This window comes from Pseudomonas sp. FG47 (genome assembly GCF_057809115.1).
The window spans coordinates 30865-42968 of the sequence record NZ_JBMDJI010000002.1 but is presented as its reverse complement, the minus strand read 5'-3'; the positions used below and the strand labels follow the sequence as shown (position 1 = coordinate 42968).

Annotated in this window: 11 protein-coding genes; all 11 read left to right on the top strand. The window is 64.1% G+C overall.

The window, feature by feature from the left end; genetic code table 11:
• Positions 1-164: 164 nt before the first annotated feature.
• The 11 genes from ACODS5_RS02945 (at position 165) to nuoL (ending at position 12068) form a co-directional block, all read left to right on the top strand.
• Positions 165-578, top strand: a complete 414-nt coding sequence (locus ACODS5_RS02945; protein WP_043209159.1) for an NADH-quinone oxidoreductase subunit A — start codon at positions 165-167, stop codon at positions 576-578.
• 9 nt (positions 579-587) lie between these two features.
• The gene (locus tag ACODS5_RS02940) at positions 588-1265 is read left to right on the top strand and encodes a NuoB/complex I 20 kDa subunit family protein (protein WP_008096180.1); all 678 of its coding nucleotides are present in this window, start codon (positions 588-590) and stop codon (positions 1263-1265) included.
• A 79-nt stretch (positions 1266-1344) separates the two neighbouring features.
• Positions 1345-3126, top strand: a complete 1782-nt coding sequence (gene nuoC / locus ACODS5_RS02935; RefSeq protein WP_023630474.1) for an NADH-quinone oxidoreductase subunit C/D — start codon at positions 1345-1347, stop codon at positions 3124-3126.
• A 2-nt stretch (positions 3127-3128) separates the two neighbouring features.
• The gene (nuoE, locus tag ACODS5_RS02930) at positions 3129-3626 is read left to right on the top strand and encodes an NADH-quinone oxidoreductase subunit NuoE (protein ID WP_012313767.1); all 498 of its coding nucleotides are present in this window, start codon (positions 3129-3131) and stop codon (positions 3624-3626) included.
• Positions 3623-4984, top strand: a complete 1362-nt coding sequence (nuoF, locus tag ACODS5_RS02925) for an NADH-quinone oxidoreductase subunit NuoF (protein ID WP_134693189.1) — start codon at positions 3623-3625, stop codon at positions 4982-4984. Before nuoE ends, nuoF begins: the two co-directional genes overlap by 4 nt.
• Before the next feature lie 132 nt (positions 4985-5116).
• Positions 5117-7831 carry an NADH-quinone oxidoreductase subunit NuoG gene (gene nuoG, locus ACODS5_RS02920; RefSeq protein WP_489107861.1) on the top strand — a complete coding sequence of 905 codons (2715 nt, stop codon included), beginning with the start codon at positions 5117-5119 and terminating at the stop codon, positions 7829-7831.
• Positions 7828-8835, top strand: coding sequence for an NADH-quinone oxidoreductase subunit NuoH (gene nuoH / locus ACODS5_RS02915; RefSeq protein WP_134693191.1), 1008 nt, complete (start codon positions 7828-7830; stop codon positions 8833-8835). Before nuoG ends, nuoH begins: the two co-directional genes overlap by 4 nt.
• A gap of 11 nt (positions 8836-8846) precedes the next feature.
• Complete coding sequence (gene nuoI, locus ACODS5_RS02910; protein WP_003251442.1) at positions 8847-9395, top strand: NADH-quinone oxidoreductase subunit NuoI; 549 nt, start codon at positions 8847-8849, stop codon at positions 9393-9395.
• A gap of 10 nt (positions 9396-9405) precedes the next feature.
• On the top strand, positions 9406-9906 hold the full coding sequence (gene nuoJ, locus ACODS5_RS02905; protein WP_023631348.1) for an NADH-quinone oxidoreductase subunit J: 501 nt from the start codon (positions 9406-9408) through the stop codon (positions 9904-9906).
• 3 nt (positions 9907-9909) lie between these two features.
• Complete coding sequence (gene nuoK, locus ACODS5_RS02900; protein WP_023631349.1) at positions 9910-10218, top strand: NADH-quinone oxidoreductase subunit NuoK; 309 nt, start codon at positions 9910-9912, stop codon at positions 10216-10218.
• Positions 10215-12068 carry an NADH-quinone oxidoreductase subunit L gene (gene nuoL, locus ACODS5_RS02895; protein ID WP_489107860.1) on the top strand — a complete coding sequence of 618 codons (1854 nt, stop codon included), beginning with the start codon at positions 10215-10217 and terminating at the stop codon, positions 12066-12068. Before nuoK ends, nuoL begins: the two co-directional genes overlap by 4 nt.
• The last annotated feature ends 36 nt before the right edge of the window (positions 12069-12104 follow it).

Sequence of the window (12104 nt, the reverse complement as noted above, 5' to 3'; positions counted from 1 at the left end):
CCTACGAATAAATTTGCAACGGAAATTTTACTTGCTCAGGGTTTACCCATAAAATCAGCGCGATTGATTCAGCTGCGACATTTGGTCACTGCGTCTGCGACACCACGTCGCCGCTCTACTTTTTACAGACTGCAGAGCTGGGTCTCTGTATAAGGATTTCAAGCATGTCAGATTCGGTAGGTCTCATCGCCCACAACTGGGGCTTTGCCATCTTCCTCCTGGGTGTCGTCGGCCTGTGTGCCTTCATGCTCGGCCTGTCCAGCCTGCTCGGTAGCAAGGCCTGGGGTCGCGCCAAGAACGAACCCTTCGAATCCGGCATGCTGCCCGTCGGCAGCGCCCGCCTGCGCCTCTCCGCCAAATTCTATCTGGTCGCGATGCTGTTCGTGATCTTCGATATCGAAGCCCTCTTCCTGTATGCATGGTCTGTGTCCGTCCGCGAAAGCGGCTGGACCGGATTCGTCGAAGCACTCGTTTTCATTGCAATTCTGTTGGCTGGTCTTGTCTACCTATGGCGCGTCGGGGCGCTCGATTGGGCTCCCGAAGGTCGCCGCAAGCGGCAAGCGAAGCTGAAACAATGAGGCTTTGGCATGCAATACAATCTCACCAGAATCGATCCGGATGCACCCAACGAGCAGTACCCGGTCGGTGAACGGGAAACCGTCACCGATCAACTGCTAGAGGACCAGGTCCACAAGAACATCTACATGGGGAAACTCGAGGATGTGCTGCGTGGCGCGGTCAACTGGGGTCGCAAGAACTCCCTCTGGCCGTACAACTTCGGCCTGTCCTGCTGCTACGTGGAAATGACCACGGCCTTCACGGCACCCCACGACATCGCCCGCTTCGGCGCCGAAGTCATCCGGGCCTCGCCGCGTCAGGCCGACTTCATGGTCATCGCCGGTACCTGCTTCGTCAAAATGGCGCCGATCATCCAGCGCCTGTACGAGCAGATGCTCGAGCCGAAGTGGGTCATCTCCATGGGTTCGTGCGCCAACTCCGGTGGCATGTACGACATCTACTCGGTCGTTCAGGGGGTCGACAAGTTCCTCCCCGTGGACGTCTACGTGCCTGGCTGCCCGCCGCGCCCCGAGGCATTCCTGCAAGGCTTGATGCTGCTGCAGGAGTCGATCGGCCAAGAACGACGCCCGCTTTCCTGGGTGGTTGGCGATCAAGGCATCTACCGTGCCGAGATGCCCGCCCAGAAAGACCTGCGTCGCGAACAGCGCATTGCGGTTACCAACCTGCGCAGCCCCGACGAAGTCTGATCCAGCGACCTGCCGCCCGCTCCCGAAGGAGCCGGCGGCCTGGCTTCATTCTTAACGTTGACCCAAAGCGACCGAGACCATGACAGCGGACAACGCTATTTATATTCCGCCTTACAAGGCTGACGACCAGGATGTGGTCGTCGAACTGCACAACCGATTCGGCGCCGACGCTTTCGTCGCCCAGGAAACCCGCACCGGCATGCCGGTACTGTGGGTAAAGCGTGCCCAGCTCAAGGAAATCCTCACCTTCCTGCGCAACGTCGCCAAGCCGTACAGCATGCTGTACGACCTGCACGGCGTCGACGAGCGCCTGCGCACCCAGCGCCGCGGCCTGCCGGCCGCCGACTTCAGCGTGTTCTACCACCTGCTGTCGGTCGAGCGTAACAGCGACGTGATGATCAAGGTGTCGCTGAGCGAAGGCGACCTCAACCTGCCAACCGTCACCGGCATCTGGCCCAACGCCAACTGGTACGAGCGTGAAGTCTGGGACATGTTCGGCATCGACTTCGCCGGCCACCCGCACCTGAGCCGTATCATGATGCCGCCGACCTGGGAAGGTCACCCGCTGCGCAAGGACTACCCGGCCCGCGCCACCGAATTCGACCCCTACAGCCTGACCCTGGCCAAGCAACAGCTTGAAGAGGAATCGGCACGTTTCAACCCGGAAGCCTGGGGCATGAAGCGTTCGGGCGCCAACGAGGACTACATGTTCCTCAACCTCGGCCCCAACCACCCTTCGGCCCACGGTGCCTTCCGTATCGTCCTGCAGTTGGACGGCGAAGAGATCGTCGACTGCGTCCCGGACATCGGCTACCACCACCGTGGCGCCGAGAAGATGGCCGAGCGCCAGTCGTGGCACAGCTTCATCCCCTACACCGACCGTATCGACTACCTCGGCGGGGTGATGAACAACCTGCCGTACGTGCTCGCGGTGGAGAAGCTGGCCGGCATCCAGGTGCCGCAGAAGGTCGACGTGATTCGCATCATGCTCGCCGAATTCTTCCGCATCACCAGCCACCTGTTGTTCCTGGGTACCTATATCCAGGACGTCGGCGCCATGACCCCGGTGTTCTTCACCTTCACCGACCGCCAGCGCGCCTACACCGTGATCGAGGCGATCACCGGTTTCCGCCTGCACCCGGCCTGGTACCGCATCGGTGGCGTCGCCCACGACCTGCCGCGCGGCTGGGACAAGTTGGTCAAGGACTTCGTCGAATGGCTGCCCAAGCGCCTCGACGAATACACCAAGGCCGCCCTGCAGAACAGCATCCTCAAGGGCCGTACCATCGGCGTTGCCGCGTACAACACCAAGGAAGCCCTGGCCTGGGGCACCACCGGTGCCGGGCTGCGTTCCACCGGTTGCGACTTCGACCTGCGTAAAGCCCGCCCGTACTCCGGCTACGAGAACTTCGAGTTCGAAGTACCGCTGGCCCACAACGGCGATGCCTACGATCGCTGCATGGTCCGTGTCGAGGAGATGCGCCAGAGTATCCGCATCATCGACCAGTGCCTGCGCAACATGCCGGAAGGCCCGTACAAGGCGGATCATCCGCTGACCACGCCGCCACCGAAAGAGCGCACCTTGCAGCACATCGAAACCCTGATCACGCACTTCCTGCAAGTCTCGTGGGGCCCGGTCATGCCGGCCAACGAGTCGTTCCAGATGATCGAGGCGACCAAGGGCATCAACAGTTACTACCTGACGAGCGATGGCGGCACCATGAGCTACCGCACCCGGATCCGTACCCCGAGCTACCCGCACCTGCAGCAGATCCCTTCGGTGATCAAAGGCAGCATGGTCGCGGACTTGATCGCGTACCTGGGCAGTATCGACTTCGTTATGGCTGACGTGGACCGCTAAGCATGAACAGCACGCTTATCCAAACCGACCGTTTCGCCCTGAGCGAAACCGAGCGCTCGGCCATCGAGCACGAGATGCACCACTACGAGGACCCGCGCGCGGCGTCCATCGAAGCCCTGAAGATCGTCCAGAAAGAGCGCGGCTGGGTGCCGGACGGCGCCATCTACGCCATCGGCGAAGTGCTGGGCATCCCCGCCAGCGACGTCGAGGGCGTGGCCACCTTCTACAGCCAGATCTTCCGCCAACCCGTTGGCCGCCACATCATCCGCGTGTGCGACAGCATGGTCTGCTACATCGGCGGCCATGAGTCGGTGGTCAGCCAGATCCAGAGCGAGCTGGGCATCGGCCTCGGCCAGACCACCGCGGACGGGCGCTTCACCCTGCTGCCAGTATGCTGCCTGGGTAACTGCGACAAAGCCCCGGCGCTGATGATCGACGACGACACCTTTGGCGACGTACAGCCCGCTGGCGTCTCCAAGCTGCTGGAGGGCTACGTATGACCATCACTTCCTTCGGCCCGGCCAACCGCATTGCGCGCACCGCCGAAACCCACCCGCTGACCTGGCGCCTGCGTGACGACGGCGAGCCGGTCTGGCTGGCCGAGTACGAGTCCAAGAACGGCTATGCCGCCGCGCGCAAGGCGCTGGCCGAGATGTCCGCCGACGACATCGTGCAGAGCGTCAAGGACTCCGGCCTCAAGGGCCGTGGCGGCGCGGGCTTCCCCACTGGCGTGAAGTGGGGCCTGATGCCCAAAGACGAATCCATGAACATCCGCTACCTGCTGTGCAACGCGGATGAAATGGAGCCCAACACCTGGAAGGACCGCATGCTGATGGAGCAACAGCCCCATCTGCTGGTCGAGGGCATGCTGATCAGCGCCCGCGCGCTGAAGGCCTACCGTGGCTACATCTTCCTGCGTGGCGAATACACCACCGCAGCGAAGAACCTCAACCGCGCCATCGATGAAGCCAAGGCAGCGGGCCTCTTGGGCAAGAACATCCTCGGTTCGGGCTTCGACTTCGAGCTGTTCGTGCACACCGGAGCCGGGCGCTACATCTGCGGTGAAGAAACCGCGCTGATCAACTCGCTCGAAGGCCGTCGCGCCAACCCGCGCTCCAAGCCGCCCTTCCCTGCCGCCGTCGGCGTGTGGGGCAAGCCGACTTGCGTGAACAACGTCGAGACCCTGTGCAACGTGCCGGCCATCGTCGCCAACGGCAACGACTGGTACAAGTCGCTGGCCCGCGAAGGCAGCGAAGACCACGGCACCAAGCTGATGGGCTTCTCCGGCAAGGTGAAGAACCCGGGCCTGTGGGAGCTGCCGTTCGGCGTCACCGCCCGCGAGCTGTTCGAAGACTACGCCGGCGGCATGCGCGACGGCTTCAAGCTCAAGTGCTGGCAGCCAGGCGGCGCCGGTACCGGCTTCCTGCTGCCCGAGCACCTCGACGCGCAGATGTACGCCGGTGGCATCGCCAAGGTCGGCACCCGTATGGGTACGGGCCTTGCCATGGCGGTCGACGACAGCATCAACATGGTCTCGCTGCTGCGCAACATGGAAGAGTTCTTCGCCCGCGAGTCGTGCGGCTGGTGCACCCCCTGCCGTGACGGCCTGCCGTGGAGCGTGAAGATGCTCCGCGCCCTGGAGAAAGGCCAGGGCCGCGCCGAAGACATCGAGACGCTGCTGGGGCTGGTCAACTTCCTCGGCCCAGGCCGTACCTTCTGTGCTCACGCACCAGGTGCCGTCGAGCCATTGGGTAGTGCCATCAAGTACTTCCGCTCGGAGTTCGAGGCCGGTGTCGCGCCGCAAAGCGCCGGCGCCCTGCGCCCGGACCTGGCGAAACCGATTGTGGTAGGCGCATAACAAGATAGACCGCGGGTGGTCCGTGCCACCCGCCAGCCTGCCGGCCGGCCCGCATGAAGCGTGGCGTGCCACAGGCTCACCGATTTCCATTAGCCACGCCCGCTCACGCGGGCCAACGAAGAACTTTGAACAATGGCCACTATCCACGTAGACGGCAAAGCGCTCGAAGTCAACGGTGCGGACAACCTGTTACAGGCGTGTCTGTCGCTCGGCCTCGACATCCCCTATTTCTGCTGGCACCCGGCGCTCGGTAGCGTCGGCGCCTGCCGGCAGTGCGCGGTCAAGCAGTACACCGACGAGAACGACACCCGTGGTCGTATCGTCATGTCCTGCATGACCCCTGCCTCCGACGGCACCTGGATCTCCATCGACGATGAAGAGTCCAAGGCGTTCCGCGCCAGCGTCGTCGAATGGCTGATGACCAACCACCCGCACGACTGCCCGGTGTGCGAGGAAGGCGGTCACTGCCACCTGCAGGACATGACGGTAATGACCGGCCACAACGAGCGCCGCTACCGTTTCACCAAGCGTACTCACCAGAACCAGGACCTTGGCCCGTTCATCGCCCATGAGATGAACCGCTGCATCGCCTGCTACCGGTGCGTGCGCTACTACAAGGACTACGCCGGCGGCACCGACCTGGGCGTGTATGGCGCCCACGACAACGTATACTTCGGTCGCGTCGAAGACGGCGTGCTGGAAAGCGAGTTCTCCGGCAACCTCACCGAGGTCTGCCCGACCGGTGTGTTCACCGACAAGACCCACTCCGAGCGCTACAACCGCAAGTGGGACATGCAGTTCGCCCCGAGCATCTGCCATGGCTGCTCCAGCGGCTGCAACATCAGCCCCGGCGAGCGCTATGGCGAACTGCGCCGCATCGAGAACCGCTTCAACGGCTCGGTGAACCAGTACTTCCTGTGCGACCGTGGCCGTTTCGGCTATGGCTACGTCAACCGCAAGGATCGTCCACGCCAGCCACACCTGGCCGATGGCACCAAGCTGTCCCTCGACGCCGCCCTGGACAAGGCCGCCGACCTGCTGCGCGGCCGCACCATCGTCGGCATCGGCTCGCCACGCGCCAGCCTCGAGAGCAACTACGGCCTGCGCGAGCTGGTCGGTGCCGAATACTTCTACTCGGGCATGGAAGCCGGTGAGCTGGCCCGCGTGCGCCTGGCGCTGAACGTGCTGAACAGCAGCCCGCTACCAGTGCCGACCCTGCGCGACATCGAAGACCACGACGCCGTGTTCGTGCTCGGTGAAGACCTGACCCAGACCGCCGCCCGTGTCGCCCTGGCCGTGCGCCAGGCCACCAAGGGCAAGGCCGAGGCCATGGCCGACGCCATGCGCGTGCAGCCTTGGCTGGACGCCGCGGTGAAGAACATCGGCCAGCACGCGCTGTACCCGCTGTTCATCGCTTCGCTGGCTGAAACCAAGCTCGATGACGTGGCCGAAGAGTGTGTGCACGCCGCTCCCGCCGACCTCGCCCGCATCGGTTTCGCCGTGGCCCACGCCATCGACCCAAGCGCCCCAGCCGTCGAAGGCCTGGACGCCGAAGCCAAGGCCTTGGCCCAGCGCATCGCCGACGCCCTGGTCGCGGCCCAGCGCCCACTAGTCGTCGCCGGTACCTCACTGGCCGATCCTGCGCTGATCGAAGCCGCCGCCAACATCGCCAAGGCTCTCAAGCTGCGCGAGAAGAACGGTTCGCTGAGCCTGGTCGTGCCTGAAGCCAACAGCCTCGGTCTGGCGATGATGGGCGGTGAGTCCGTCGATGCGGCGCTGGACGCCGTGATCAGCGGCAAGGCCGACGCCATCGTCGTGCTGGAAAACGACCTGTACGCCCGCGTACCGGCCGCCAAGGTCGAGGCAGCCCTGGCCGCGGCCAAGGTGGTGATCGTTGCCGACCACTCGAAAACCCCGACTGTCGACCGCGCCCACCTGGTACTGCCGGCCGCCTCGTTCGCCGAAGGCGACGGCACCCTGGTCAGCCAGGAAGGCCGTGCCCAGCGCTTCTTCCAGGTGTTCGACCCGCAATATCTGGACAGCAGCATCCAGATCCACGAAGGCTGGCGCTGGATGCACGCCCTGCGTGCCACCCTGCTGAACAAGCCGGTGGACTGGACCCAGCTCGACCACGTCACCAGCGCCTGCGCCGAAGCCACCCCGCAACTGGCCGGCATCGTCAACGCAGCGCCAAGCGCCGCGTTCCGCATCAAGGGCATGAAGCTGGCCCGTGAGCCGCTGCGCTACTCCGGCCGTACCGCCATGCGCGCCAACATCAGCGTGCACGAGCCGCGTACCCCGCAGGACAAGGACACCGCGTTCGCCTTCTCCATGGAAGGTTACTCGGGCTCGGCCGAACCGCGCCAGCAAGTGCCGTTCGCCTGGTCGCCAGGCTGGAACTCGCCACAGGCCTGGAACAAGTTCCAGGACGAGGTCGGTGGCCACCTGCGCGCCGGTGACCCGGGCGTGCGCCTGATCGAATCGCAAGGCGACCGCCTGAGCTGGTTCAGCGCCATTCCGGGCGCGTTCAACCCGGCCCGTGGCACCTGGACCGCGGTACCGTTCTTCCACCTGTTCGGCAGCGAAGAGTCCTCCTCGCGCGCCACCCCGGTGCAGGAGCGCATCCCGGCCGCCTACGTGGCCCTGGCCAAGTCCGAGGCCGACCGCCTGGGCGTCAACGACGGCGCGCTGCTGAGCCTGAACGTGGCTGGCGTGGCCCTGCGTCTGCCGCTGCGTATCAATGAAGAACTGGGCGCTGGCCTGGTTGCGTTGCCCAAAGGCCTGGCCGGCATTCCGCCCGCCATCTTCGGTGCAGCCGTCGAAGGCCTGCAGGAGGCAGCACAATGAGCTGGTTCACCCCCGAAGTGATCGACGTGATCATTCAGGTCGTCAAGGCCATCGTGGTGCTGCTGGCCGTGGTGGTCTGCGGCGCGCTGCTCAGCTTCGTCGAACGTCGCCTGCTGGGCTGGTGGCAGGACCGCTACGGCCCGAACCGCGTCGGCCCGTACGGCATGTTCCAGATCGCCGCCGACATGCTGAAGATGTTCTTCAAGGAAGACTGGAACCCGCCCTTCGTCGACAAGGTGATCTTCACCCTGGCGCCGGTGGTGGCCATGAGCGCCCTGCTGATCGCCTTCTCGATCATCCCGATCACCCCAGGCTGGGGCGTCGCCGACCTGAACATCGGCCTGCTGTTCTTCTTCGCCATGGCCGGTCTTTCGGTGTACGCCGTGCTGTTCGCCGGCTGGTCGTCGAACAACAAGTACGCCCTGCTCGGCAGCCTGCGGGCTTCGGCGCAGACCGTGTCGTACGAAGTGTTCCTGGGCCTGGCGCTGATGGGCGTGGTGGTGCAGGTGGGCTCGTTCAACATGCGCGACATCGTTGAATACCAGGCCAACAACCTGTGGTTCATCATTCCGCAGTTCTTCGGTTTCTGCACCTTCTTCATCGCTGGCGTCGCCGTGACCCACCGTCACCCGTTCGACCAACCAGAAGCGGAACAGGAACTGGCCGACGGCTACCACATCGAATATGCCGGCATGAAATGGGGCATGTTCTTCGTTGGCGAGTACATCGGTATCGTCCTCATCTCGGCGCTGCTGGTCACCTTGTTCTTCGGCGGCTGGCACGGCCCGTTCGGCATCCTGCCGCAGGTGCCGTTCCTGTGGTTCGCCCTGAAGACCGCGTTCTTCATCATGCTGTTCATCCTGCTGCGCGCCTCGATCCCGCGCCCACGCTATGACCAGGTGATGGACTTCAGCTGGAAGTTCTGCCTGCCGCTGACCCTGATCAATTTGCTGGTGACCGCTGCGATCGTGCTCTACAACACGCCAGCCGTCGCGGCCCAGTGAGGATTTGACCCATGTTCAAGTATATCGGCGACATCGTTAAGGGCACCGGCACACAGCTGCGCAGCCTGGCCATGGTGTTCTCCCACGGGTTCCGCAAGCGCGACACCCTGCAGTACCCCGAAGAACCCGTGTACCTGCCGCCGCGCTACCGTGGCCGCATCGTCCTCACCCGCGACCCCGACGGCGAGGAGCGCTGCGTGGCGTGCAACCTCTGCGCGGTGGCCTGCCCGGTCGGCTGCATCTCGTTGCAGAAGGCCGAGACCGAGGACGGCCGTTGGTACCCCGAGTTCTTCCGCATCAACTTCTCGCGCTGCATCTTCTGCGGCCTGTGCGAAGAGGCGTGCCCGACCACCGCGATCCAGCTGACTCCGGATTTCGAAATGGCCGAGTTCAAGCGTCAGGACCTGGTGTACGAGAAAGAAGATCTGCTGATCTCCGGCCCCGGCAAGAACCCTGACTACAACTTCTACCGTGTTGCGGGCATGGCGATCGCTGGCAAGCCGAAGGGCTCCGCACAGAACGAAGCCGAGCCGATCAACGTGAAGAGCTTGCTCCCATAAGGACAGAAAGATGGAATTCGCTTTCTACTTCGCATCCGGTGTCGCCGTTGTCTCCACGCTGCGCGTGGTGACCGGCACCAACCCGGTGCACGCCCTGCTCTACCTGATCATCTCGCTGATTTCCGTGGCGATGATCTTCTTCTCCCTCGGTGCGCCCTTCGCCGGTGCCCTGGAAGTGATCGCCTACGCCGGTGCCATCATGGTGCTGTTCGTGTTCGTGGTGATGATGCTCAACCTCGGGCCGGCCTCGGTCGCCCAGGAGCGTGGCTGGCTCAAGCCGGGCATCTGGGCGGGGCCGGTGATCCTCGCCGCCCTGCTGCTGCTGGAGCTGCTCTACGTGCTGTTCGTCACCCCGTCGGGCGCTGCCATCAGCGGTACCACCGTCAGCGCCAAAGAGGTCGGCATCAGCCTGTTCGGCCCTTACCTGCTGGTGGTCGAACTGGCCTCGATGCTGCTGCTCGCGGCAGCCGTCACCGCCTTCCACCTGGGCCGCAACGAGGCGAAGGAGTAAATCATGGGTGCTATCCCTCTCGAGCATGGTCTGGCGGTCGCCGGCATCCTGTTCTGCTTAGGTCTGGTTGGCCTGATGGTCCGCCGCAACATTCTCTTCGTGCTCATGAGCCTGGAAGTCATGATGAACGCCGCTGCCCTGGCGTTCATCGTCGCCGGTGCCCGTTGGGTCCAGCCCGACGGCCAGGTGATGTTCATTCTGGTGATCAGCCTGGCAGCCGCCGAGGCCAGCATTGGCCTGGCGATCCTGCTGCAGCTGTATCGCCGCTTCCACACTCTCGATATCGATGCTGCCAGTGAGATGCGCGGATGAACCTTATCTTCCTGACGTTCGTATTCCCCCTGATCGGCTTCCTGCTGCTGTCGTTCTCGCGTGGGCGGTTCTCGGAGAACCTGTCCGCGCTGATCGGCGTCGGCTCGGTCGGTCTGTCGGCGGCCACCGCCGCCTACGTGATCTGGCAGTTCAACGTCGCCCCGCCTGAAGGCGGCGCGTACAGCCAGCTGCTGTGGCAGTGGATGTCGGTGGACGGCTTCGCGCCGAACTTCATCCTGTACGTGGATGGCCTGTCGGTCACCATGCTGGGCGTGGTCACCGGCGTCGGCTTCCTGATTCACCTGTTCGCCTCCTGGTACATGCGTGGCGAAGCCGGTTACTCGCGCTTCTTCTCATACACCAACCTGTTCATCGCCAGCATGCTGTTCCTGGTGCTGGGCGACAACCTGCTGTTCATCTACTTCGGCTGGGAAGGCGTGGGCCTGTGCTCGTACCTGTTGATCGGTTTCTACTACAGCAACCGCAACAACGGTAACGCGGCACTCAAGGCGTTCATCGTCACCCGTATCGGCGACGTGTTCATGGCCATCGGCCTGTTCATCCTGTTCGTCCAGCTGGGCACGCTGAACGTGCAGGAACTGCTGGTGCTGGCACCGCAGAAGTTCCAGGCCGGCGACACCTGGATGGTCCTGGCGACCCTGATGCTGCTGGGTGGCGCGGTCGGTAAATCGGCCCAGCTGCCGCTGCAGACCTGGCTGGCCGACGCGATGGCCGGCCCGACCCCGGTTTCGGCGCTGATCCACGCCGCCACCATGGTGACCGCGGGCGTGTACCTGATCGCCCGTACCAACGGCCTGTTCCTGCTGGCGCCGGACGTGCTGCACCTGGTAGGTGTTGTCGGTGGCGTGACCCTGGTCCTGGCCGGCTTCGCCGCCCTGGTACAGACCGACATCAAGCGTATCCTCGCCTACTCGACCATGAGCCAGATCGGCTACATGTTCCTGGCCCTGGGCGTCGGCGCCTGGGACGCGGCGATCTTCCACCTGATGACCCATGCCTTCTTCAAGGCCCTGCTGTTCCTTGCCTCGGGTGCGGTGATCGTTGCCTGCCACCATGAGCAGAACATCTTCAAGATGGGCGGCCTGTGGAAGAAGCTGCCGCTGGCCTATGCCAGCTTCGTGGTCGGTGGCGCCGCCCTGGCCGCCCTGCCGATCCTGACCGTGGGCTTCTACTCCAAGGACGAGATCCTCTGGGAAGCCTTCGCCAGCGGCAACAGCGGCCTGCTGTACGCCGGCCTGGTCGGCGCGTTCATGACCTCGCTGTACACCTTCCGCCTGATCTTCATCGCCTTCCACGGCGAAGCCAAGACCGAAGCCCATGCGGGCCACGGCATCAGCCACTGGCTGCCGCTGGGCGTGCTGATCGTGCTGTCGACCTTCGTTGGCGCCTGGATCCACCCGCCACTGGCCGGTGTGCTGCCTGAAAGCGCCGGCCACGCCGGTGGCGAAGCCAAGCACTCGCTGGAAATCGCCTCGGGCGCCATCGCCATCGCCGGTATCCTGCTGTCGGCCCTGCTGTTCCTGGGCAAGCGTCGCCTGGTCACCGCGATCGCCAACAGTGGTATCGGTCGCGTCCTGTCGGCCTGGTGGTTCGCCGCCTGGGGCTTCGACTGGATCTACGACAAGCTCTTCGTCAAACCTTACCTGCTGATCAGCCACATCCTGCGCAAGGATCCGGTTGACCGCAGCATCGGCCTTATCCCTCGCCTGGCTCGCGGCGGTCACGTCGCCATGAGCAAGACCGAGACCGGCCAGCTGCGCTGGTACACCGCTTCGATCGCCGTCGGTGCCGTACTGGTACTCGGTGCCGTGGTAGTGGCCGCGGTATGACCATGAATCTTGCGACTTTGCCAAAGGAAACCAACC

Coding starts and splice junctions, on each gene's coding strand:
- ACODS5_RS02945 (WP_043209159.1), top strand. CDS start 165: ATGTCAGATTCGGTAGGTCTCATCGCCCACAACTGGGGCTTTGCCATC.
- ACODS5_RS02940 (WP_008096180.1), top strand. CDS start 588: ATGCAATACAATCTCACCAGAATCGATCCGGATGCACCCAACGAGCAG.
- nuoC (WP_023630474.1), top strand. CDS start 1,345: ATGACAGCGGACAACGCTATTTATATTCCGCCTTACAAGGCTGACGAC.
- nuoE (WP_012313767.1), top strand. CDS start 3,129: ATGAACAGCACGCTTATCCAAACCGACCGTTTCGCCCTGAGCGAAACC.
- nuoF (WP_134693189.1), top strand. CDS start 3,623: ATGACCATCACTTCCTTCGGCCCGGCCAACCGCATTGCGCGCACCGCC.
- nuoG (WP_489107861.1), top strand. CDS start 5,117: ATGGCCACTATCCACGTAGACGGCAAAGCGCTCGAAGTCAACGGTGCG.
- nuoH (WP_134693191.1), top strand. CDS start 7,828: ATGAGCTGGTTCACCCCCGAAGTGATCGACGTGATCATTCAGGTCGTC.
- nuoI (WP_003251442.1), top strand. CDS start 8,847: ATGTTCAAGTATATCGGCGACATCGTTAAGGGCACCGGCACACAGCTG.
- nuoJ (WP_023631348.1), top strand. CDS start 9,406: ATGGAATTCGCTTTCTACTTCGCATCCGGTGTCGCCGTTGTCTCCACG.
- nuoK (WP_023631349.1), top strand. CDS start 9,910: ATGGGTGCTATCCCTCTCGAGCATGGTCTGGCGGTCGCCGGCATCCTG.
- nuoL (WP_489107860.1), top strand. CDS start 10,215: ATGAACCTTATCTTCCTGACGTTCGTATTCCCCCTGATCGGCTTCCTG.